General features: G+C 71.7%; 19 protein-coding genes. 11 read left to right on the plus strand and 8 right to left on the minus strand.

Translation table 11 applies throughout. The features are described from left to right. The first annotated feature begins 26 nt into the window (after positions 1-26). From IE140_RS27450 to IE140_RS27475, 6 genes are all read left to right on the plus strand, one after another. Entirely contained in the window at positions 27-779 is a 753-nt protein-coding gene (locus IE140_RS27450; RefSeq protein ID WP_229826919.1) for an ABC transporter permease, read from the plus strand. Between the two features lie 245 nt (positions 780-1,024). Next, positions 1,025-3,211, plus strand: a complete 2,187-nt coding sequence (gene asnB, locus IE140_RS27455; RefSeq protein WP_150194105.1) for an asparagine synthase (glutamine-hydrolyzing) — start codon at positions 1,025-1,027, stop codon at positions 3,209-3,211. Beyond that, a complete protein-coding gene (locus IE140_RS27460; protein ID WP_150194103.1) occupies positions 3,211-3,861 on the plus strand; it encodes a dTMP kinase in 651 nt (216 codons plus the stop codon). Before asnB ends, IE140_RS27460 begins: the two co-directional genes overlap by 1 nt. Continuing rightward, positions 3,854-4,690, plus strand: coding sequence for a pyrroline-5-carboxylate reductase family protein (locus IE140_RS27465; protein ID WP_150194101.1), 837 nt, complete (start codon positions 3,854-3,856; stop codon positions 4,688-4,690). The genes IE140_RS27460 and IE140_RS27465 overlap by 8 nt, the downstream gene beginning before the upstream one ends. A 103-nt stretch (positions 4,691-4,793) precedes the next feature. Next, complete coding sequence (locus IE140_RS27470; RefSeq protein WP_150194099.1) at positions 4,794-5,852, plus strand: helix-turn-helix domain-containing protein; 1,059 nt, start codon at positions 4,794-4,796, stop codon at positions 5,850-5,852. Further along, positions 5,849-6,595 carry a class I SAM-dependent methyltransferase gene (locus tag IE140_RS27475; RefSeq protein WP_150194097.1) on the plus strand — a complete coding sequence of 249 codons (747 nt, stop codon included), beginning with the start codon at positions 5,849-5,851 and terminating at the stop codon, positions 6,593-6,595. Before IE140_RS27470 ends, IE140_RS27475 begins: the two co-directional genes overlap by 4 nt. A 44-nt stretch (positions 6,596-6,639) precedes the next feature. Here IE140_RS27475 and IE140_RS27480 read toward each other — a convergent pair whose 3' ends face one another. The 5 genes from IE140_RS27480 to iolC are packed head-to-tail and all read right to left on the minus strand — an operon-like array spanning position 6,640 to position 13,190. Further along, positions 6,640-8,142, minus strand: a complete 1,503-nt coding sequence (locus IE140_RS27480) for a CoA-acylating methylmalonate-semialdehyde dehydrogenase (RefSeq protein WP_150194095.1) — start codon at positions 8,140-8,142, stop codon at positions 6,640-6,642. Between the two features lie 41 nt (positions 8,143-8,183). Next, a complete protein-coding gene (gene iolD / locus IE140_RS27485; protein WP_373296200.1) occupies positions 8,184-10,175 on the minus strand; it encodes a 3D-(3,5/4)-trihydroxycyclohexane-1,2-dione acylhydrolase (decyclizing) in 1,992 nt (663 codons plus the stop codon). Further along, the gene (iolB, locus tag IE140_RS27490; protein ID WP_229826920.1) at positions 10,172-11,143 is read right to left on the minus strand and encodes a 5-deoxy-glucuronate isomerase; all 972 of its coding nucleotides are present in this window, start codon (positions 11,141-11,143) and stop codon (positions 10,172-10,174) included. The genes iolD and iolB overlap by 4 nt, the downstream gene beginning before the upstream one ends. After that, a complete protein-coding gene (locus tag IE140_RS27495) occupies positions 11,140-12,051 on the minus strand; it encodes a Cgl0159 family (beta/alpha)8-fold protein (RefSeq protein WP_150194093.1) in 912 nt (303 codons plus the stop codon). Before IE140_RS27495 ends, iolB begins: the two co-directional genes overlap by 4 nt. After that, a complete protein-coding gene (iolC, locus tag IE140_RS27500; protein ID WP_150194091.1) occupies positions 12,048-13,190 on the minus strand; it encodes a 5-dehydro-2-deoxygluconokinase in 1,143 nt (380 codons plus the stop codon). The genes IE140_RS27495 and iolC overlap by 4 nt, the downstream gene beginning before the upstream one ends. A 159-nt stretch (positions 13,191-13,349) precedes the next feature. Between iolC and IE140_RS27505 the strand changes: the two genes are divergently transcribed. Then, a complete protein-coding gene (locus tag IE140_RS27505) occupies positions 13,350-14,276 on the plus strand; it encodes a sugar phosphate isomerase/epimerase family protein (RefSeq protein WP_150194089.1) in 927 nt (308 codons plus the stop codon). A 110-nt stretch (positions 14,277-14,386) separates the two neighbouring features. On the opposite strand, the gene IE140_RS27510 is transcribed toward IE140_RS27505, so the two are convergent. After that, the gene (locus IE140_RS27510; protein ID WP_176741710.1) at positions 14,387-14,911 is read right to left on the minus strand and encodes a DinB family protein; all 525 of its coding nucleotides are present in this window, start codon (positions 14,909-14,911) and stop codon (positions 14,387-14,389) included. Between the two features lie 205 nt (positions 14,912-15,116). Here IE140_RS27510 and IE140_RS27515 point away from each other — a divergent pair, with 205 nt between their 5' ends. Then, positions 15,117-15,308, plus strand: a complete 192-nt coding sequence (locus IE140_RS27515) for a helix-turn-helix transcriptional regulator (RefSeq protein WP_109178570.1) — start codon at positions 15,117-15,119, stop codon at positions 15,306-15,308. Positions 15,309-15,315: 7 nt separating this feature from the next. Here the strand turns inward: IE140_RS27515 and IE140_RS27520 are convergent, their stop codons facing one another. Further along, the gene (locus tag IE140_RS27520) at positions 15,316-16,095 is read right to left on the minus strand and encodes a class I SAM-dependent methyltransferase (protein WP_150194086.1); all 780 of its coding nucleotides are present in this window, start codon (positions 16,093-16,095) and stop codon (positions 15,316-15,318) included. Between the two features lie 228 nt (positions 16,096-16,323). Next, on the minus strand, positions 16,324-18,657 hold the full coding sequence (locus IE140_RS27525) for an MMPL family transporter (protein WP_150194084.1): 2,334 nt from the start codon (positions 18,655-18,657) through the stop codon (positions 16,324-16,326). A 152-nt stretch (positions 18,658-18,809) separates the two neighbouring features. Here IE140_RS27525 and IE140_RS27530 point away from each other — a divergent pair, with 152 nt between their 5' ends. The 3 genes from IE140_RS27530 (at position 18,810) to IE140_RS27540 (ending at position 22,567) form a co-directional block, all read left to right on the plus strand. Further along, positions 18,810-19,565, plus strand: coding sequence for a TetR/AcrR family transcriptional regulator (locus tag IE140_RS27530; protein ID WP_150194082.1), 756 nt, complete (start codon positions 18,810-18,812; stop codon positions 19,563-19,565). 98 nt (positions 19,566-19,663) lie between these two features. Further along, a complete protein-coding gene (locus tag IE140_RS27535; RefSeq protein ID WP_150194080.1) occupies positions 19,664-19,981 on the plus strand; it encodes a heavy-metal-associated domain-containing protein in 318 nt (105 codons plus the stop codon). Between the two features lie 123 nt (positions 19,982-20,104). Next, entirely contained in the window at positions 20,105-22,567 is a 2,463-nt protein-coding gene (locus tag IE140_RS27540; protein ID WP_189460797.1) for a heavy metal translocating P-type ATPase, read from the plus strand. Positions 22,568-22,993 lie beyond the last annotated feature (426 nt).

Consider the following 22,993-nt stretch of genomic DNA (forward strand, 5'->3'; position numbering starts at 1 on the left):
AATTCAGACTTGTGGGAACGGGCGGCGTGCTCGCCTACCGTGCCCTGTTCAACTGGGCGAGGCTCCCGGTGTTCATCGGTACCCTCCTGGCCGAACCAGTGACGCAGTTGGTGTTCTTCGTGTACCTGGGCCGGCAGCTCGGCGTCGCGAACGACACGTTCTTCATCGTCGGGAACGCGGTGCTGGCAGCCTCCAAGGCGGGCGTCTACGGCGGCACGATGGCCGTGGGCAACGAACGCCGGTTCGGCACGCTCGGCAACGTCCTGCTGTCTCCGCGCAGCCGGTCGGCCGTCTTCCTGGGGCGCGCCCTGCCGTACGCCGCCAACGGGCTGTTCGTCGCGGTGTTCACCCTCACCGTGGGATCGCTGCTCTTCGGACTCGACCTGCCCGTCCAGAGCCTTCCGGGAATCGCCGCCGCCCTGGTGATCGCTTCCCTGACCTGTGCGTTCTTCGGACTGACACTCGGGGCGCTGGGACTGCGGCTGCTGGACGTCTGGCTGGTCTCCAACATCGCCTACGTTCTGCTCCTGATCCTCACGGGGGTCAACGTGCCCAGCGAAACGCTCCCCGGATGGGTGCAGGCGATCGGCGATTTCGTGCCGGTCACCCACGCCGCCGAGGCGGCCCGGCTCGCCGCCGCCGGAGCGGACTTCGAAACGCTGGCCGGACCGCTCGCTCTCGAAGCGGCCGTCTGTGTCGGCTTCGCCGTCCTGTCCGCCCTGCTGCTCCATGTGTTCGAGAAGGCCGGCCGCACGAGCGGCTCCCTCGAAACCATCTGAGACTTGGCCTGCCTGAGAGCAGGTCAAAGCCATACGGCTCCTGGGAACTGCCCAGAGCCGGGGAAAGGAGGTGCATCAGCATGAAGAAGTACAACAAGCCTGCCGTCAAGCCGGTCGACTCGAGCAACATCCTGCGCGTCAACGCCTGAATCTCCTTCGGGTGACGCCGATGGGAGGGGGCCCGGCCCGCAGGGCCCGGTCCCCTCCCGACACTCTCATGCACAGAACCGAAGCGAGGTACTCCCATGTGTGGCCTGGCCGGCTTGGCCCGGATCGACGGCTCGGACCTGAGGCCGGACGCGGATGGGCTGTTGTCCCGGATGGCGGACATCATCTCCCACCGTGGACCGGACGACCGTGAACTCCTGCGCAAGGGACCGGTGGGCCTCGCCTTCACCCGGCTGTCGCTCGTAGGTCCCGACGACGGTGCCCAGCCGCTGGTCAGCGCGGACGGAGACCTCGCCCTCATCGCGAACGGCGAGGTGTACAACCACCAGGAACTCGCTTCGGCCTTCCCCGCCGGGACCGTACGCACCTCCTCCGACTGCGAGGTGCTCCTCCCGCTCTACCGCAAGCACGGCGCGGACTTCCTCGACACCGTCCGCGGCATGTTCGCCGTCGTCATCCACGACCGCAGGGCGAACCAGTTGGTGTTCGCCCGCGACCGTTTCGGAGTCAAGCCGCTCTACTACCACCGCAACGCCGAGCGCATCGTCTTCGGTTCGGAGATCAAGGCTCTGTTCAGCGACGGCGCCACACCCCGCCGGGTGGACTGGAAGGCCGCGCTGACCCATCCGATGATGACGGCGGCCCCGCACCTCAGGGAGACCGAGCCGGTGACCTGGTTCGAGGACATCCATCTGGTGCCGGCCGGAACCGTCGTCCGCATCAACCTCGCCGACGGTGCCACCACCACACACCGGTACTGGAGTCTCCCGGCCGAGGGCCCCGAGGCCACCGGTTCCGACGAGGAGATCGTCGAACGCTACGGCGAGCTGTTCGCGCAGTCCGTCGCCGAGTGCGCCACCGCGGACACCGAGATCGGACTGTTCCTCTCCGGCGGCATCGACTCCGCCTCCGTCGCCGCCCTGGCCGCCCGCCACACCGACTCCCTGCACACCTTCACCGTGCTCAGCGGAGCCACGTACCGCAACGGGGACGCCGAGAACGGCGCGTTCGTCGCCGACTTCCTCGGTCTGCCCAACCATCAGGTCCTCTTCGACGCCGACAGGGTTCCGGGCGTCGAGGAATGGAAGCGCCTGCTCTGGCTCTCCGAGACCCCCGAGTGCGGTCCCGAGCAGTTCTACAAGCACGAGCTGCACAGGTACGCCAAGGCCGCCAGGCCCGAGCTGCGTGGCATGCTGCTCGGGGCGGCCAGCGACGAGTTCAACGGCGGCTACTCACCCGACCTCGCGGGCGGCGGGGGCTGGCCGGACTTCGAGGCCCATCTGCGCGGTATGTCCCGCAGGGGCGCCCTCCTCGACGTTCCCGCACTCGGCGCGTGGTGGGAGCAGATCCCGCACCCGGTGCTGCGCGACGACGCCGTGCACCACCACCTGGGCACCACCGCCAAGGACCCCTACGCCCAGTACCTGCTGCGGGAATGGCGCAAGATCCAGCAGTACAACTGCTGGCACGAGGACCGCAGCGCGGCGGGCAGCGGTGTCGAGGCGCGCGTGCCCTTCCTCGACCACCGGCTCGTCGAGCTGTGCGCCTCCGTCCCCGCCGACCGCCGGGGCCGGCTGCTGTGGGACAAGCGGATCCTGCGGTCCGCCGTGACCGGACTGCTGCCCCGGCGGATCGTCGAGCGTGAGAAGGTCCCCTTCTTCTACGGCCCGGGTGACGTGCACACCTTCCGGACCTTCTCCCGGATGCTGGCCCAGGACGGAGGAGCCCTCCTGGAGGAGGCTCTCTCGACGGACGAGGCGCGTCGTCACCTCGACGCCGACGGTCTTCGGACCATGGTCGCCCACCTGTCGGAAGCCCCGTCGATCGACGTCCAGCTGGTCCTGCGCCTGGTCAACCTCGGCCTGCTCGCGCGGATGGCCGAGGACCTGCCGCCGCCCCTCGTCACCACGTCCGCGGGCCCCGTCCCCCAGGCGCTCGCCGTGAGCGACTGGGACGCCGAACGCGTCGGTGTGGAGGAGCGGATCGGCGTCGCCCCCTCCCTGGCCCCCGACCTCGTCGTGGGCCTCGCGCCCGAGGTGCTGCTGCTCAGCTCCCCGGGCGAGAACGACACCTGGTTCCTGGCCGTCGACGGCACCCTCGAATACGTCGTGGACGAGGAGCCGTGGCTGTCCTTCCTGCGCGCCGTCGACGGCAGGCGCCCCCTCGGCGAGATACTCGCCGACTGCGGCGTCGAACTCGGCGACGTACGCGAGGATCTGGTCGGCGCGATGGAACACGGGCTGCTGCGGGAGAGCGCGGCGTGATGCCACAGGAACAGGCCGGGACGCGCTCGGGCCCGTGCGCCGGGCGGGCCGCTCTCGTCGTCGTCGAGGGCATCGACGGCTCCGGCAAGACCACCCTCGGCCGCGGCCTCGTCGAGGCGGCCCGGGCCTTGGGCCGCTCCGCCGATTGGTACCCGAACAAGAACCTCTCGCCGGTACGCGACACCCTCGACGCCATCGCTCGCGAACGCGGCCACGAGAACCGCTCGGCGATGCTCGGCCGGGACGAGGCTCAGTTCCTCGCCGCAGTCCTCAAATGGCGCGACATGGTCGACCTCACACAGGACCTGGCCCGCCCTGGTCATCTGATGGTGATCGACCGCTACTACTACACACACCTGGCCCTGGCCGTGGTTTCCGGGACGGCCAACGCGGCCCGATTGCGCCGCCTGTACGGCCAACTCCCTTCGCCGGACGTGACGTTCCTCCTCGACCTGGCACCGGACCTGGCACTGGAGCGCGTCCGGGCCCGTAACACCGACACCAACTCGCTGAGCTTCCTCACCCGGTTCCACAAGGCCTACAGGGGCCTGGAGGAGTACCGGAGCGGCGTGTTCACCGTGCTGGACGCCGACCGCGCCCCGGCCGAGGTGCTCGACGACGCCCTGTCCCACCTGGCCCGCCGTGTCTGACCGGAAGCCGCACACGCACCCCCTCGTCACCGTCTCGGGCGCCGGCAGCATCGGCGAGTCCGTCCTGGCCGGGCTCCTCGGTTCGGGGCACCCGGCCGACCGGTTGCGCGCCACCGTGCGGACGGCCGAACGCGCGGAACACCTGGCCCGTTCGTACGCCGTCGAGGTGACCACGGACAACGCGCGGGCCGCCCTCGGCGCCGATGTGCTCGTCCTGGCCGTCCGGCCGGACCAGGCCGAGGCCGTCCTGGCCGAAACCGTGCCCCGGCTCGCGTCCGGCGCCGCGGTCGTCTCCCTGGTCGCGGGCCTCCCGCTGGACCGCATCGCCCCGGCCGGGGCCACGCCGGTCCACGCTTTCCGGGTGGCCACCAACGCCGTCTCGATCGACCGGTCCGGACTGCTGGCCGTCACCCCCGGCCGCGACGTTCCCGAGCCCGTACGGAACACGGTGACCGGGGTGCTGCGGAGGCTCGGCCGGGTGGTCACGATCACGGAGCCGCAGCAGGACACCGCGGCCTCGACCCTCGGCAGCGGCGCCGCCTTCCTAGCCCTGACCGCGACCGGCATCGACAGGGCCGCGACCGAGGCGGGCGTCAGCCCGGATGTGGCCCGCGCCTTCGCCGCCGACGCGCTGGAGAGCGCAGCCGCCATGCTCCGCGGCAGCGACCCCACGTCCACGGCCGCATGGGACGGTCTCGCCACCCCCGGCGGAATCACCGAGGCCGGACTCGGGCGACTGCTCTCGGCGGGAGCCGTGGACGCGATGGCCGACGCGGTGCGCGCGGCAGTCACCAGGGCGGCCGAACTCGCCCTCCCGGCCACCCCCTGACGCCACATCTCAGCTTTCGAACAGCAGTTGCGCGGATGATCCCGGATGGCGAGTCTGTACCTCGCTCGACCTGCCTCGGGGTGGGACGACCAGGGGGATTTCAATGATTCACATTCCTATCCAGAAGTCCGGGCACAGCTCGGTCCGCATATCCAGCAATTGGCTCTGGGAGACCTTCGCAAGCCTGGGAGTGCTGGTGGGAACCGGCGGTGTGACGCCGTGGCCCTACGCCAACTGGGCGAAGGAAGCCCGGCGTTCACTCACCTGGGCGGGTGTCGAGATTCCCGGCTGGCTGAACGAGCTCTACCGCTCGGGCCGCCGCACACTGCCCGCCTTCCTCACCGCGGTGCCCTCGTCGGCCAAGACCGACCTGGAGGAAGGCCTCGCCGGCCTCCGCGCCCTTCCCGCCGAGGACGTCCAGGCGGCCCTGCGCCGCTGGTACCCCGGCGGACTGCCGTCCGCCGTAAGGCCGTTGGACGCCGACCCGCAGGCCGCCATGGCCGAGCTCACCCGAGTGCTGCCCCGCTACTGGCAGGCCGCGCTGGCCCCTTACGCCGCACCGCTGCGCTCCACCATCGAGGAGGAGATCCTCCTGCGCTCGCGCGTCCTGGCCACCGAGGGACAGGAACGCCTCTTCGACACCCTGCACGGACGGCTCTCCCGGACCGCGGCCACCCTGCGCATCGACGCGGGATCAGGTCTGGTGACCGTCCCCGCCGTCCACCGCGTCGTCATCGTGCCCCTCCTGTTCGGCCGGGGCGCTTCGCTCTTCGCGCTCGACGAGGACGGCTGCGCGGCCTTCTCCTACCAGGCCAAAGGCGCGGCCATCCTGTCCGGCGCGAGCACACCCGACCGGCGCTCCGGCACCCCGGCGCGCGGGGACCGCCTGGAGATCCTCCTGGGGCGCAGCCGCGCCGGAGTCGTCCGCGGCCTCGCCGCGCCCACGACGACCTCCGCTCTCGCAGCGGTGCTCGGCCTCGCGGCGAGTACCGTCTCCGAACACCTGACATCCCTGGTGTCCGCCGGAATCGTCCAGCGGCGCAGGGCGGGCGGGCGTGTCCTCTACGAACTGGACGGGACGGGGCTCGCGATCCTCGAGTACCTGGACAACGAAGGAGTCACCACCGTGGACCGGCGACATTTCAGCAGGTCGGCATCGTGATCGACTACAGCGCCGAGGCCGAGAAGTATGACGCCTCACGCGGCGGCGAGCCGCGCGCGGAGGTGGCCGCCGAAGCCGTCGAGCGGCTGCTGCCGGAGGGGACCCGCAGCCTCCTGGACATCGCCTGCGGTACCGGCATCGTCACCCGACGGCTGCGCCGCCCGGGCCGTACCGTCCTCGGCACCGACCGGTCACCCGGCATGCTCTCCCTCGCGTCCGAGCGGCTGCCGGGCCATGTGGTGACCGGCGACGCCACCCGCCTCCCCTTCGCCTCCGGGTCGTTGGACGCGGTCGTCCTCATCTGGCTGCTCCATCTGCTGCCCGAAGCCGCCCCCGTACTCTCCGAGGCCGCCCGGGTGCTGCGCCCCGGTGGCGTCCTGATCACCACGGTCGACAAGGACGAGGCGTACTTCGGCGCTCCCAGCGACATCGCGGAGCTGACGAAGCCGCTCAGGCGCGCGTACGAGCCCCGGGTGACGGACCAGAGCGACCGGGTCCTGCGCCTGGCCGGCCGGCACGGCCTCGGCCTCATCGGCGAGACCACGTTCCCCGGCCTCGGCCAGGGCCGGGGCCCGCGCAAGTGGTACGACGCGATCGTCGCGGACCGGATCCCCTGGGCGAAGGCCGGGCCGCCCGGAGAGGTCGCCGCGTTGTGCCGGGACCTCAGGGCCCTGCCGGACCAGGAGGGGCCTCGCCCGGACCCGCTCTACCGCGTCGTCGCGCTGCGCCGGCCGCCGGTCTGACGAGCGCCCGGACGAGCCCTCCTGAAGCGGCACCGCCGACGAGGTCAGTGGTTGCGCGGGAAGCCGAGGTCGACGCCGGCCGGGGCGTCGGCCGGGTCGGGCCAGCGGGTGGTGGTGACCTTGCCGCGGGTGTAGAAGTGCACGCCGTCGTTGCCGTAGATGTGGTGGTCGCCGAAGAGCGAGTCCTTCCAGCCGCCGAAGGAGTGGTAGCCCACCGGGACCGGGATCGGCACGTTGACGCCGACCATGCCCGCCTGGATCTCCAGCTGGAAGCGGCGGGCCGCGCCGCCGTCGCGGGTGAAGATCGCGGTGCCGTTGCCGAACGGCGAGGCGTTCATGAGGGCGACGCCCTCCTCGTACGACTCCACGCGGAGCACACACAGGACCGGGCCGAAGATCTCGTCCTTGTAGGCGTCGGAGTCGGTGGAGACCTTGTCCAGGAGGGACAGGCCGATCCAGTGGCCGTCCTCGAAGCCCTCGACCGTGTGGCCCGTGCCGTCGAGGACGACCTCGGCGCCCTGGGCGGCTGCGCCCGTGACGTACGAGGCGACCTTGTCGCGGTGGGCGGCGGTGATCAGGGGGCCCATCTCGGAGGTGGGGTCGTTGCCGGGGCCGATCTTGATCTTCTCGGCCCGCTCGCGGATCCTGGCGACCAGCTCGTCGCCGATCGCACCGACCGCGACGACGGCCGAGATCGCCATGCAGCGCTCACCGGCGGAGCCGTACGCCGCCGAGACCGCCGCGTCGGCTGCCGCGTCCAGGTCGGCGTCCGGGAGGACCAGCATGTGGTTCTTGGCGCCGCCGAGCGCCTGGACCCGCTTGCCGTTGGCGGAGGCGGTGGCGTGGATGTAGCGGGCGATGGGGGTGGAGCCGACGAAGGAGACGGCGGCCACGTCGGGGTGGTCGAGCAGGGCGTCCACCGCGATCTTGTCCCCGTGGACGACGTTGAGCACGCCGTCCGGAAGGCCCGCCTCGGACGCCAGCTCGGCCAGCAGGTTGGCGGCCGACGGATCCTTCTCGCTCGGCTTCAGCACGAACGTGTTGCCGCAGGCGATGGCCAGCGGGAACATCCACATCGGCACCATGGCGGGGAAGTTGAACGGGGTGATGCCCGCGACCACGCCCAGCGACTGGCGGATGGACGACACGTCGACCCGGTTGGAGACCTGGGTGGACAGCTCGCCCTTGAGCTGGGTGGTGATCCCGCACGCCAGCTCGACGATCTCCAGACCGCGGGCGACCTCGCCCAGCGCGTCCGAGTGCACCTTGCCGTGCTCGGCGGTGATCAGCGCGGCGATCTCGTCGCGGTGGGCGTCGAGCAGCGCGCGGTAGCGGAAGAGGACGGTGGTGCGCTGGGCGAGCGAGGAGGTGCCCCAGGTGGCGTACGCGGCCTTCGCCGCCGCCACGGCCGCGTCGACCTCCGCCACGGAGGCCAGCGCCACCCGCGTGGTGACCGCGCCGGTGGCCGGGTCGGTGACGGGGCCGTACTCGCCCGACGTGCCCTCCACTGTCTTGCCGCCGATCCAGTGGTTGACGGTCTTCGTCATGACGTACTCCTTCAGGCTTCGGGCAGGCGCGGGGGCTGGTCTCACAGATGGCGGCGTCGGGCGGCGACCTGGCGGTCGTACTCCTCCCGGGCCTTCACCGCCGCCGGTCGGCTCGCGGTTTCGGCTACCGGAACATCCCACCACGCCTGCGCCGGAGGGGGGCCCGACACTGTGTCGGGCGTTTCGGTCTCGACGTAGACACAAGTGGGGCCCTCCGCGTCGCGGGCCTCGGAGAGTGCTTTGCGCAGGTCGTCGACGGTGATGGCGCGCAGGACCCGCAGGCCGAGGGAGGCCGCGTTGGCGGCCAGGTCGACGGGGAGCGGCGGGCCGGTGAAGCCGCCGTCGGCGTCGCGGTGGCGGTAGGCGGTACCGAAGCGTTCGGCGCCGACCGCTTCGGACAGGCCGCCGATGGAGGCGTACCCGTGGTTCTGGAGGATCAGCAGTTTCAGCGGCAGGTTCTCCTGGACGGCGGTGACGATCTCGGTGGGGTTCATCAGATACGTGCCGTCGCCGACCAGGGCCCAGACGGGGCGGGTCCGCTGCCCGGTTCCGTTGGCGAGCAGGACGCCGATCGCCGCGGGGATCTCGTAGCCCATGCAGGAGTAGCCGTACTCCACGTGGTACTGGTCGCGGGAGCGGGTGCGCCAGAGTCTGTGCAGGTCGCCGGGGAGGGAGCCGGCGGCGTTGATGAGGATGTCCTCCTCGGTGACCAGGTCGTCCAGGAGGCCGAGGACCTGGGTCTGGGTGGGGCGCGCGGTGGCGTCGGGGGTGGCGAAGGACGCCTCGACCCGCTCCTCCCACGCCTCCTTCGCGCCGGTGTACTCCGTCTCGTACGCCGGATCCACCCGGTATCCGCGTCCGGCGAGGGCCGCCGTGAGCGCCTCAAGGCCCGCGCGGGCGTCGGCGACCAGGGGGAGGGCGGCCAGCTTGTGGGCGTCGAAGGCGGTGATGTTGAGGTGGAGGAAGCGGACTGCGGGGTTCGAGAAGAGGGTGCCGGAGGCGGTGGTGAAGTCGGAGAAGCGGGTGCCGACGCCGATCACCAGGTCGGCGGTGCGGGCCAGGTCGTCGGCGGTGGCGGTGCCGGTGTGGCCGATGCCGCCGACGTCGGCCGGATGGTCGTGGCGGAGGGCGCCCTTGCCCGCCTGGGTGGAGGCGACCGGGATGCGGGTCGCGGCGGTGAACGCGGCGAGCGTCTCCTCGGCGGCGCTGTGCCGGACCCCGCCGCCCGCGACGATCAGGGGGCGGCGGGCGGAGCGGATGGACCGCACCGCCGCGTCCAGTTCGTGAGTGTCGGGCGCCGGCCTGCGGATGTGCCAGTCGCGCTCGGCGAAGAACTCCTCCGGCCAGTCGTACGCCTGCGCCTGCACGTCCTGCGGCAGCGCGAGCGTGACGGCCCCGGTCTCGGCCGGGTCGGCGAGGACCCGCATCGCCTGGAAGGCGGCCGGAATCAGGGCCTCCGGGCGGGTGATCCGGTCGAAGTAGCGGGAGACCGGCCGCAGACAGTCGTTGACGGACACATCGCCGGCGTACGGCACTTCGAGCTGTTGCAGTACGGGGTCGGCGGGCCGGGTCGCGAAGGTGTCGCCGGGCAGGAGCAGGACGGGCAGCCGGTTGATCGTGGCGAGGGCGGCCCCGGTGACGAGGTTGGTGGCCCCCGGCCCGATGGACGTGGTCACCGCCTGCGCGGAGAGCCTCCCCGACTGGCGGGCGTACCCGACGGCCGCGTGCACCATGGCCTGTTCGTTACGTCCCTGGAGGTACGGCATGCGGTGCGCGGTGCCGTTCCCTCCGTGATCCGCCTCCACGAGTGCCTGGCCGATGCCCGCGACGTTGCCGTGGCCGAAGATGCCCCAGGTGGCGCTGATCAGCCGCTGCCGGCGGCCGTCGCGCTCGGTGTACTGCCGGGCCAGGAAGGCGACCAGGGCCTGAGCGGTGGTCAGACGGCGGGTGGGGGCCGGGTGGTGCTTCTTCGGGCCCGCGGGGTCGGTGGGATGTGCTGGGCCGGTGGGGCTCGCGGGGCTCTTCGGGCTCAAGGCGTTACCTCCGGGCCGGGCGACGGATGCGCCGTGTAGAGCGGAAGTCTGGCGTCGATCGGCTCGTCCGGCCAGGTGTCGCGGATCCACCGGTGGTCCGGATGGTCGCGGATCAGCCAGGCGCGCTCCTCCCCCGGTCCGGCCATCACGTTCAGGTAGTACAGCGTCCGGCCGGGCGGGGCGATGGACGGGCCGTGCCAGCCGTCGGGGATGAGGACCACGTCGCCGCCGCGGACCTCGGCGAGGACGTCCGTACCGCCGTCGCGCGACGGGGAGACCCGGTGGTAGCCGAGCCCGCCGTCCTGCACCTCGAAGTAGTAGATCTCCTCCAGTTCGCACTCCTCGCCCGGCACGTGCTCGTCGTGTTTGTGGGGCGGGTAGGAGGACCAGTTGCCACCGGGGGTGAGGACCTCGACGGCGATCAGCCGGTCGCAGTCGAAGGTGTCGGCGGCGGCGAAGTTGTTCACCTGGCGCGAGCAGGTCCCGGAGCCGCGCAGCTCGACGGGTACCTCCGGCGCGGGGCCGTAGCGAGCGGGGAGTCGTCGCTCGCACTTCGCTCCTGCCAGGGCGAAGCAGCCTCCTGCGCCGGAGGAGATCTCTGCGTGGGCGTCGCGCGGTACGTAGGCGAAGTCGGAGACCCCGCTGAACACACTTTCCCGGCCCCGCAGTTCAAAAGTCCCACCTGCTGTACGCACCGTACAGCCACCGGTCAACGGCAGGACGATCCATTCACTGCCTCCGGTGACGAGCGTGTGAACACCGCCCGGCTCCAGCTCCAGCACGCGCAGGGCCGAACGGTCCCAGCCGGCCCGCCCGGGATCGATGTCGACGGCGTACGCCCCGCGCGCGGCGCTGCCGGACGGCAGGTGGAACCGGTGCTGTTGCTGTTGCTGTTCCTGGGCCTGGCCCCGGTTCTGTTCCTGGTGTTGTTCCTGCTGTTGTTCCTGGTCGGGGTGATCCGTCGTCATGGCCCTTCCCTACCCGGCTGGAGCAGCGATACGGCGGTGTCGACGGCGCGCGCCACGTCCCCGTCGACCGGGTAGAGCAGCGAGCGGCCCACGACCAGCCCTCGCACCGTGGGCAGACGCAACGCGTCGCGCCATTTCCCGTACGCGGCGTCCTGGTCTTCGCCGACCTCGCCGCCGAGCAGGACGGCGGGCAGCGTGGAGGCCTCCATCGCCCGGCCCATGGCGTCCGGGTCGTCGGTGACGGGCACCTTCAGCCAGGTGTACGCGGACGTTCCGGCGAGGCCCGACGCGATGGCGATGGAGGTCGCCACGGCGGCGGCGCCGAGGTCGTTGCGGAGGCGGCCGTCGACGCGGCGGCAGAGGAACGGCTCGACGAACACGGGCAGCCGGTGCGCGGCCATCGCGTCGATGGTCCGGGCGGCGGTGTGCAGGGTGTCCAGCGAACCGGGGTCGTCATGGTCGATGCGCAGCAGCAGCTTCCCGGCGTCGAACCCCTGCCGGACCAGGTCGTCGGGGCGGTAGCCGGTGAACCGGTCGTCGAGCTCGAAGGCCGCGCCCGCGAGCCCGCCGCGGTTCATCGAACCCATGACGACCTTGTCCTCCAGGGCTCCGAGCAGCAGGAGGTCGTCCAGGACGTCGGCGGATGCGAGCACCCCGTCGACCCCGGGGCGGGAGAGGGCGAGGCAGAGCCGCTCCAGCAGCTCGAAGCGGTTGGCCATGGCGAGGGACCGGTCCCCCACGGAGAGCGCGCCGCGCGCGGGGTGGTCGGCCGCGATGATCATCAGCCGGTCGCCGGGGTGCCGGATCAGCCGCCGTCTCTTGCGGCGCCCGGCGGCCTCGGCAACGGCTTCGGGGCGCTCGGCGCGCAGCCGGACGAGCGCGGAGAGGGAGGGGGCGAGCGGCGTCATGAGCCCGCTCCGGTCCGGGGGTCCGTGGGGGCGGCGCCCGGGGCGGACCGAGTCTCCGGATCGGCCGCACCGCCGGTCTCGGCCGCTGTGCCCGAATCGGCCCGCGACGCGAGGTCCGCCGTCACGGCGCCGGCCGCGAGGGCCTCCTCGACCTCGTCCGGGAACGGCATCGCGGACGAGCAGGCGAGCCGGGAGGCGACGATGGCGCCGGCCGCGTTCGCGTACCGTACGACGCGGTCCAGCGGCCATCCGGCGAGCAGCCCGTGGCAGAGCGCGCCCCCGAACGCGTCCCCGGCGCCGAGGCCGTTGACCACGTCGACCGGCAGCGGCGGGCAGTCGGCGGTGGTGCCGTCGCGGTGCACGGCGAGCACGCCCTTCGGCCCCTGCTTGACGACGGCGAGCTCCACCCCGGCCGCGAGCAGGGCCCGGGCCGCGGCGTACGGTTCGCGTTCGCCGGTCGCGACGGCGCACTCGTCGATGTTGCCGACGGCGACCGTGGCATGGGCCAGCGCTTCGCGGTACCGCGCGGGCGCCTCGGGGCTGTCGTCGCCCCTGTCCCAGAACATGGGCCGCCAGTCGAGGTCGAAAACGGTCGCCGTGGGCCGTGGGACGCCCGCCGGGCTCTCGGCCCGTGGGGCGCTCTCGGCCCGTGGGGCGCTCTCGCTGCGGGCTCGGAGGGCGGCCAGCGTGGCGGACCGGCTCGGCTCGGCGCTGAGTCCGGTGCCCGTCATCCAGAAGATCCTGGCGTCGCGCACGGCGTCCAGGTCGAGGTCCGGCGCGTGGATCTCCAGATCGGGGGCCTTGGGCTGCCGGTAGAAGTAGAGCGGGAAGTCGTCCGGCGGGAAGATCTCGCAGAAGGTGACCGGCGTGGGATATTCCGCGACGGCCGTCGCCCAGCGGGGGTCGACGCCGAACCGTTCCAGTTCCTGGTGGAGGTAGGCGCCGAAGGGGTCCTGCCCGGTCCGGGTGATGACTGCCGTACGCCGCCCCTGCCGGGCAGCCGCCACCGCGACGTTCGCCGAGGAACCACCGAGGAACTTGCCGAACGTCTCGACCCGGGCGAGCGGCACGCCGACCTCCAACGGGTAGAGGTCCACCCCGATCCGCCCCATGGTGATCACGTCGTACGGCTCAGGCATGCCCATCCCTTCGCACCACCGGTTCGCCCCGCCGGTTCGCCCCGCCCGTGGCCGGCTGGTCCCAGGTCTAGCCCTCCGCCCGGAACCCTGTCAACATTTTGTCCGGACATTCGGACTAACCCTTGACACCTTTCCGCGCGGGCCAGGAGGCTGGCCGTTATGACCCCCTCCGTCCCCTCCTCGGCCCGCATCCGTATCGGCTCGGCCCCCGACTCCTGGGGCGTGTGGTTCCCCGACGACCCGCAACAGGTGCCCTGGCAGCGCTTCCTCGACGAGGTGGCCGAGGCCGGCTACGCGTGGATCGAGCTCGGACCGTACGGCTATCTGCCCACCGATCCGGCCCGGTTGGCCGACGAGACGCGCGGCCGGGGCCTCACGGTCTCCGCCGGAACCGTCTTCACCGGATTGCACCACGGCCCGGAGGTCTGGGACCGGACCTGGGCGCATGTCGCGGACATCGCCGCGCTGACCCGGGCCATGGGCGCCGAACACCTGGTCGTGATCCCCTCCTTCTGGCGCGACGACAAGACGGGCGAGGTGCTGGAGGACCGCACGCTCACCCCCGCGCAGTGGCGTGATCTGACGGCGCAGACGGAGCGGCTCGGCCGGGAGGTGCGGGAACGGTTCGGGCTGCGGATCGTCGTCCATCCGCACGCCGACACCCACATCGACACCGAGGAGAACGTCAACCGCTTCCTCGACGCCACCGATCCGGACCTGGTCTCGCTCTGCCTGGACACCGGGCACTACGCCTACTGCGGCGGCGACAGCGTCAAGCTCATCGAGACGTACGGGGAACGCGTCGGCTATCTCCATCTCAAGCAGGTGGACCCGGAGATCCTGGCGGCGGTGGTGGCGGACGAGGTGCCGTTCGGCCCGGCGGTGGCCCGGGGTGTGATGTGCGAGCCGCCCGGCGGGGTCCCCGCCCTGGAACCGGTGCTGAACGCGGCGCGCGCCCTGGACGTCGACCTGTTCGCGATCGTGGAGCAGGACATGTATCCGTGCCCGCCGGACAAGCCGTTCCCCATCGCGCGCCGCACCCGGGAGTTCCTCCGCTCCTGCGGACGGCCCGGCTCACCTCTCTGAGCCGGGCTCGCCCCTCCGAACCCCGGGTCCTGGTCCGGGTCGGGTCCGGGTCCGGGTCGGGGTCGGGTCCGGGTCCGGGTCGGGGTCGGGTCCAGGGGTCCAGCAGCAGGTCAGACCCCCGTACGTCCGTCCACGCGTTCGCGGATCAGGTCGGCGTGGCCGCAGTGCCGCGCGTATTCGCCGATCATGTGCGTGTAGATCCAGCGCAGCGTGACCCGCGCGCCCATGAACGGGCTGGTGTCGTCGAGCGCCCGCGCCGCGCAGTTCTTCCGGGCCGCCGCCACCTCTCCCTCCCACCGCGCGAGCGCCCCGGCGTAGGTGGCGTCCTCGGCCAACTCCCAGCCGCCTTCGCGGCCCTGACTCCCGTCCCCGCCGCCGGCCGGAGGGGCGAAGAACGGCGGGGCGTCCTCCTGTGCGAGCACCCGTCGGAACCAGTTCCGCTCGACTTCGGCGAGATGCTGGAGCAGTCCGAGCAGGGTGATCGGCGAGGGCGCCGCCGACGCCTCGCGCAGGCCCTCCTCCGGCAGGCCGTCGCATTTCTGGGCGAGGGTGGTGCGGTAGAAGTCGAGCCAACTCTCCAAGGTGGTGCGTTCGTCGGCGTCCAGCGGGGGCATCGGGCGTTCGGCAGTGCTCATGCCTTTCATCGTGGCACCCGGGTCTGACACCGGCCGCGCTTCATCCTTTCTGTCACAGCAGTAACCGTTTCGGGACACATATCTCCGTTACGCGGGATTTCTGTCACAGCCGGTCGACAGCCCCACCCCGCCTGCCGCCCGGGGTCGTTCAACCGAGCACAGGCTGAGTGATCGTCGGCTTGGTCAGTGCAGAGAGGTGTCACCGATGACGGACAGAACGCTCTGGTCCTACAAGGACATTGCCGCGCACATCCAGGTCCAGCCGGACACCGTCCGCTCCTATCGCAAGCACGGGCTCCTGCCCCCGCCCGACCAGGTGAGGAACGGGAAGCCGTACTGGTACGGAGACACCGTCCGCGCCTGGGTAGCCTCGCGCCCCCGCAACCGGGGGCGCTGACGCCCCACTACCCCTGGCCGGCGGGCCTGTCGGCGGCTCTTCCGGCGGCCCTGCGGAAGAGGGCCGTCCAGAGGAACGACTCCCCGAAGAGCGGGGATTCGGGTGCCTCGTCGTTCATCCGGCGCAGCTCGATCTCCGTCAGCCCGGAGAAGACGTTGCGCAGATCGTCGTCCGTATAGGCGAGTCCGCCGTGCAGACCACCCGTCAGGTAGAGCTCCGTGTCCGGCAGTTCCGAGCCCATCCCGCCCTCCCCGGCGGCGAAGCAGGTGAGCGCGAAGTGGCCGCCGGGCGCCAGGCAGCGCTCCAGGAGGGCGAGATAGCTGATCCGTCGGTGGGGCGGCAGATGGTGAAAGCAGCCGGAGTCGTAGATCAGGTCGTAGGGACCGGCCAGGGCGGCCCCCGCGGCCGTCAGGGTGAAGGCGTCACCGTGGTGGAACCGGAGGGAGCCGGCCCCCGCCTCCTCGGCGCGCTCCCGGGCCCAGGCCAGCGCCGCCGGGGAGAGGTCGACCGCGTCGACGTCGAAGCCGAGCGAGGCCAGGTGGACCGCGTTGCGGCCGGGCCCGCAGCCGAGTTCGAGCACACGCCCCGGGGCGATCCGCCCCTGGCGGAGATGGGCGTCGAGGTTCTCGTCGGGCTTGTCCGCGAAGAACGGCACCTCCCGCGAACGGTCGGCGTAGAACGCGTCCCACCAGGACGCTCCGTCGGCCGTCCACCGGTCCGCTTCCGGGGCGAACAGCCCGTCCATCAAAGCCAATATGTCATCCGTCGTACGGACGTTCCGGTCCATCCGGGCCCCCTTCTCCGTTGCGGAAATTTTAGGTCGGATGAGCATTAAAGCCCAGGTCAGCGGTGGTTTAGCAAGGTCGCCGGCGGGCCTGTGGAGCCTCCCTGGCGGGCCGAGGGGCCCGGGTCCCGCCCGCCACCCGTTCGGCGGCGGGCAGGCCCTTCCTGTTGCGCCTGGAGGGCATTCCCGGCTTCCCCGGAGGCTCTTTCCGGACGGCTTTCCCCGTGGCTCTCAGCGTCGCGCCGGCTCGCCGATATCCCTCCTCGCGCCCGATATCTCCTCGGCCTCCGCCGTCGGTTCCGGGTCCGGCGGAGCGGCGGGGGTGACGGCCGGGGCGGCCTCCCCTTCGCTGAGGCCGAACTTGCGGTGGAAGGCCCGCAGGGGCGCGGGGGCCCACCACGTGGAGCGGCCCATCAGCTTCATCACCGCGGGGACCAGCAGACTGCGCACCACCATGGCGTCCATCAGGACCGCGAGGGCGATACCGAGTCCCAGCATCTTGGTGTTGGTGACCCGTGAGGTGCCGATGGCGACCATGACGACCGCGAGGATCACGGCGGCCGCGGTGATCAGCCCGCCGGTGTGCCGGAGCCCGAAGGTGACGGAGTGCTCGTGGTCGCCGGTGCGGTCGTACTCCTCCTTGATCCGGGATATCAAAAAGACCCCGTAGTCCATGGAGAGTCCGAAGGCCACGCAGAACATCAGGACGGGCAGTGTCGTCTCGATGTCGCCCGTGCTGGTGAAGGCGAGCAGTCCGGAGAGGTTCCCGTCCTGGAAGACCCAGACCACCGCTCCGAACATCGCGGTGAGGCTGAGGGCGTTGAGCACGACCGCCTGGAGCGGGATGAGCACGCTGCCGGTGAGCAGGAAGACCAGGAGCAGGGTCACGACGACGATGATCGCCAGGGCCCAGGGCAGCCGGTCGGCTATGGCGTCCTTGGAGTCGACGAGGACCGCCGCCGTGCCCGTGACCGAGGTGTCGAGGGAGGAGGCGGAGGGCATGGCCCTCAGGTCCCGTACGAGCTGCTGGGCCTCTTCTCCGACGGCTTCGCCCTTGGGCAGCACGCTGTAGTAGGCGACGGGGCCGTCGGCGACCGGGCCGTCGACCCGCAGCACGCCGGGGAGCTGTTCGATCCGGTCCTTCAGGGCCGCGTGGTCGGCGGGGGAACCCTGCCCCTCTGCCAGCACCTCCAGGCCGCCGCCCGGGCTGCCGGGGAACCCGTCGCGGATGTGCTCCTGGACGACCCGGGACTCCGCGGAGGCCGGCAACTGGCGGTCGTCCGCCGTGCCGAACTTGACGCCGAGGAACGGCAGTCCGAGGAGCAGAAGCCCGACGGTGGTCACGATGGCGAAGACGGGCGCCCTGCGCATCACCAGCGCACCCAGCCACGCCCAGCCCCGGCCCGGCGACGCGTCGGCGCCGGCGATGGGAATCGCCCCGGGGCGTCCGGCCGCGGCACCCGCCGCGTCCTCCCCCGCCGTCGCCGCCTTCTTCCGGCGACGGAGAACCCGGCGCAGGTCCAGCGCGTTGATCCGGGGGCCGAGCAGCACGAGCGCCGCGGGCAGCAGGATCAGTGCGGCAGCGGCGGCCAGGAGGACCACGGCGATCCCGGCGTAGGCGAAGGACCGCAGGAAGTACTGCGGGAAGACGAGCATGGCCGACAGGGAGACCGCCACGGTCAGCGCGGAGAACAGCACCGTACGTCCGGCGGTCCGCAGCGTCGTGCCCACCGCCGTCCGGGTGTCGGCCCCGGCCGCCAGCTCTTCGCGGAAGCGGCGGACGATGAACAGGGCGTAGTCGATGGCGAGTCCGAGGCCGAGGGCCGTGGTGAGGTTCATCGCGAAGACCGAGACGTCGGTGAACTCCGTCAGGCCCCGCAGCACGGCATTGGTGCCGAGGATGGCGACGATGCCGACAGCGAGCGGCAGCATCGCGGCGACGGCGCTGCCGAAGACCATGACCAGCAGCACGAGCGTCACCGGCAGAGCGATCAGCTCGGCCCGCAGCAGATCCTCCTGGATGATCGTCTGCATCTCGTGCTGCACGGCGACGGGCCCGCCGAGGGAGACCGTCACCGGCCCCCGCTCCCCCGCGAAGGCCGGGGCCAGCCGGTCAAGGGTCTCGCCCGCGGTCTTCTCGTCGCCTCCGATCCGGGCGGCGATGATCGCTTCCTTGCCGTCCTCGGAGCGCAGGGCGGGCGAAGCGGTCTCCCAGTAGGACCCGACGCCCGATATCCCCGGCTCGGCCTTCAGCCGCTCCGTCAGGCGGGCGGCCTCCGCGGCCACGGCCGGGTCGTCGACGCCCGCGGAGCCGCTGTCCACCAGCAGGAGCAGGTTGGGCTGGGAGGCGGGGAACTCCCGCGCCAGCACCTCCGTCGCGTACGTCGACTCGGCGTCGGGGGCCTGCCAGCCGCCGCTGCCCATCCGGTCCGCCACCCCGCTTCCGGCGAACACGGCGAGTGTGGTGATCACCAGCGCGGCCAGCAGCGCGAGCCGCGGCCGGGCGGTGACGAACCGGGTCCAGCCCCCGACCGGGGGCGGCGCGGAACGGTTGACTTCGGGCATGGTGCGGTGTCCCCTTCACCGAGACCCGGGCAGCGCAGGGCAGCATGGGTCGGTCGTTGCCGTTTATCGCGGCAAACACGAGTAGTCGCTCGCGTTTCTCTAGAATGCGAGCGACCACTCGCGTTTGTCAATCGCGTCATGAGAGCTGGGGATTGACCGTGCCGGAGGGCAAAGCCAACAAGACCGCCACCGAGGCCGCCGTCGAAGCCGCCACCGAGGCCGCCGGAGCCGCGGGGACCACCACCGACGGGGCGGCGGACTCCACCCGCCCCCGCCGCCGCCAGGCCCGCGGCGAGGCCCGGATCGCCCAGCTGCTCCGGGCCGCCGCCGACGTCTTCTGCACGAGCGGCTACACCGCGTCCAGCACCAACGCCATCGCCCGCGAGGCAGGGGTCTCGCCCGGCACGCTCTACCAGTTCTTCCCGAACAAGGAGGCCATCGCTGTCGAGCTCGGCGACCGGCTGCTGGACCGCTGGCGGGACACCTACGGCGCGGCCTTCGACCAGAGCCACACGGAGCTGCCGCTCGACCGCCTGCTGGACGCCATCCTCGACCCGCTGATCGCCTTCAACTGCGAGAACCCGGCGTTCTTCGTCCTGATGCACGGCTCGGAGATCCCCGGCCGGATCACCGAGGCGCACGACACGCTGCACGCCACGATGCTGACGCGGGTCGAATCGGTGCTCGCCGACTACCTTCCGGACATGCCCGCCGCCCAGGTCCACCGCATCGCCGAAATGGCCTTCATGGTCTTCAAGGCCGGGCTGGACCTGATCATGGCCAACGAGGGCGAGGAGCGCGCGGCCTACATCCAGGAGCTGAAGACGGTGATGTTCCGCTACCTGGACCCGCTGGTCGGCGACGACGCGTCGTGCCCGGCGCCGACGGAGCACGCTGATACCCCCTAGGGGTATAGTATGAGTGAGGCGGGGACGCCACGGGGGCCTCTGTGGTCCCACGTGCCCCGCCGCGCCGCCCGAAACGTGTTCGCGAAGAGGAGAACGTCATGACCGCCGAGACCGACACCACGCCGTCCACAGGTTCCTGCTGCTCGCCCACCGGCTCCTGCCACGACGCCGCGGCCGACGTGCAGATCGGGCAGGCCGACTCCGTCACGACCGTGTACCAGGTCAAGGGCATGACCTGCGGCCACTGCGAGGGGGCCGTGTCGGAGGAGATCTCCGGGATCGCGGGCGTCACCTCGGTCGCCGCCGTCGCCGCCACCGGCCTGGTCACCGTCACGTCCAAGGCCCCGCTGGCCGAGGACGCCGTGCGCGCCGCCGTGGACGAGGCCGGTTACGAACTCCTCGGCCCGGCCGCCTGAGCGCCGGCCCCACGCCTCACCACCCCGCCCACCAGCCGCACCACCCCGTTCGCCGTCGGGCCGGCTCCACCAGTCGATACTGGTGGGGTACGGCCCGATCTGCGTTTTCCAGGAGTTCCGGACATGGCCAGCACAGCAGCAGCCGACTTCCCGGCCGCCGACGCCTCCGAGGCCGAGCTCATGATCGGCGGGATGACCTGCGCCTCGTGCGCCGCCCGCGTCGAGAAGAAGCTCAACCGGATGGACGGCGTCACCGCCACGGTGAACTACGCGACCGAGAAGGCCCGCGTCACCTTCGGGGAGGGGCTGAAGCTGGGGGATCTCGTCGCCACGGTCGAGAAGACCGGCTACACGGCCCGCCCCGTCGCCCAGCCGTCCACTCCGGCCCCTGCACCCGCCCCTGAGGGCACCCGGGAGGCCGGCCCGGACCCCGCGCCGGAGGTCTCCCCGAAGCCCGCCTCGGACCCCGCGCCGGAGGTCTCCCCGAAGCCCGCCTCGGAGCCCGCACCGAAATCCGCCCCGCCGCCCGCTCCGGCGTTCACTCCGGAATCCGCTTCGGAGCCCGCCTCGGAACCCACCCCCGACTCCGTCGCCCGGGACATCGAGGCGGACCAGGAGGCCTCCCTCACCGCACTCCGGCAGCGCCTCCTCGTCTCGGCCGTGCTCGCCACCCCCGTCGTCCTGCTCGCCATGATCCCGGCCCTCCAGTTCGACTACTGGCAGTGGCTGAGCCTGACCCTCGCCGCGCCCGTCGTCGTCTGGGGCGGCCTGCCCTTCCACCGTGCCGCCTGGACCAACGCGAAGCACGGGGCGGCGACGATGGACACGCTGGTCTCGCTCGGCACCCTCGCCGCGTTCGGCTGGTCGGTGTGGGCCCTGTTCCTCGGCGACGCGGGGATGCCGGGCATGCGCCACGGCTTCGACCTCACCGTCTCCCGCGCCGACGCCACCTCGACGATCTACCTGGAGGTGGCGGCCGGGGTCATCACGTTCATCCTGCTGGGCCGCTGTCTGGAAGCCCGCGCCAAGCGGAAGTCCGGCGCGGCGCTGCGGGCGCTGATGCATCTGGGGGCGAAGGATGTCGCCGTGCTGAGGGGCGGCCGGGAGATGCGCGTCCCGGCGAGCACACTCGTCGTCGGGGACCGCTTCGTCGTGCGTCCCGGGGAGAAGATCGCGACGGACGGGACCGTGGTCGAGGGCTCCTCCGCCGTGGACGCCTCGATGCTCACCGGTGAATCCGTGCCCGTCGAGGTCACCACCGGCGACACCGTCACCGGCGCCACCCTCAACGCCGGAGGACGCCTCGTCGTCGAAGCCACCCGCGTCGGCGCCGACACCCAACTCGCCCGCATGGCCAAGCTCGTCGAGGACGCCCAGAACGGCAAGGCCTCCGCCCAGCGCCTCGCCGACCGCATCTCCGCCGTCTTCGTCCCGATCGTCATCGCCCTCGCCCTGGGCACCCTCGGCTACTGGCTCGGCAACGGCGCCGGACTCACCGCCGCCTTCACCGCGGCCGTCGCCGTCCTCATCATCGCCTGCCCCTGCGCCCTCGGCCTCGCCACCCCCACCGCCCTCATGGTCGGCACCGGACGCGGCGCCCAGCTCGGCATCCTCATCAAGGGCCCCGAAGTCCTCGAAACCACCCGCCGCGTCGACACCATCGTCCTCGACAAGACCGGCACCGTCACCACCGGCCGCATGACCCTCCAGACCACCCACACCGCCGACGGAACCGACGAGGCCGAAGTCCTCCGGCTCGCCGGCGCCCTGGAGAACGCCTCCGAACACCCCATCGCCCAGGCCGTCGCCACCGCCGCAACCGACGCCACCGGGCCGCTCCCCACCCCCGAGGACTTCGCCAACATCCCCGGCCTCGGCGTCCAGGGCATCGTCGAGGGCCACGCCGTCCTCGTCGGCCGGCCCCGCCTCGTCGCCGATGCCGGGATCCCGCTCCCGCCCTCGCTGTCGCGGGCCCTGCAGGAGGACGAGGCGCACGGGCGTACGGCGGTCGTCGCGGCCTGGGACGGGGAGGCCCGGGGCGTGTTCGGGGTGGCCGACGCCGTCAAGGAGAGCAGCGCGGCCGCCGTGGCCGAACTGCGGGCCCTCGGGCTGGAGCCCATCCTGCTGACCGGTGACAACCGGGCGGTGGCGGAGGCCGTGGCGCGCGAGGTGGGTATCGACAAGGTCCGCGCGGAGGTGCTCCCCGAGGACAAGGTGGAGGTCATCAAGCGCCTTCAGGCCGAGGGCCGGGTCGTCGCCATGGTCGGCGACGGGGTCAACGACGCGGCCGCTCTGGCCACGGCATCCCTGGGGCTGGCGATGGGCACTGGGACGGATGCGGCGATCGAGGCGAGCGACCTCACACTGGTTCGTGGAGATCTCAAGGTGACAGCTGACGCAATCCGCCTTTCCAGGCGTACGCTGGCCACCATCAGGGGCAACCTCTTCTGGGCCTTCGGGTACAACGTCGCGGCCTTGCCCCTGGCTGCAAGTGGCCTGCTCAACCCTATGATCGCGGGAGCCGCCATGGCGTTTTCGTCCGTGTTCGTCGTCACGAACAGCCTCAGGTTGCGTGCCTTCACGTAACTTCCACAAAGAGATTTAGATCACACCGATTTCAGGGTAACCATCCGGTGGGTTCGCGAGTCTTAGAGTGCGATTGCCAATGGATGTCTTGGGGGACGTCCGACGGAGTGTCTTGGGGGACGCTCCTGATGGCATGCGTTGGCCGGGGCACGTGCACCGGGGAGCTTTGAGCGGCCCTCCCGTGCGTACGTACCCCGGCAGATCGCGGCACAACAGAACAACGGGAGCTTCGGCTCCCTGCAGACGCCCGGCCGGATCCCGTGGGGGGAATCCGCTCCGGGATATGGGAAGCGCCCCGACCGTCGACCCGTGGGGGGATCGACGGCGGGGCGCTTCTCCCTTTTCCGGGGCCCGCCAGGGCCCCGCGCCCGCCCTGCACCGCCCCGCGCCCGCACTGTGCGCCGCACCCACCCCCGTAACGCCGAA

Source organism: Streptomyces parvus (assembly GCF_014648875.1).
Taxonomy (GTDB): domain Bacteria; phylum Actinomycetota; class Actinomycetes; order Streptomycetales; family Streptomycetaceae; genus Streptomyces; species Streptomyces parvus.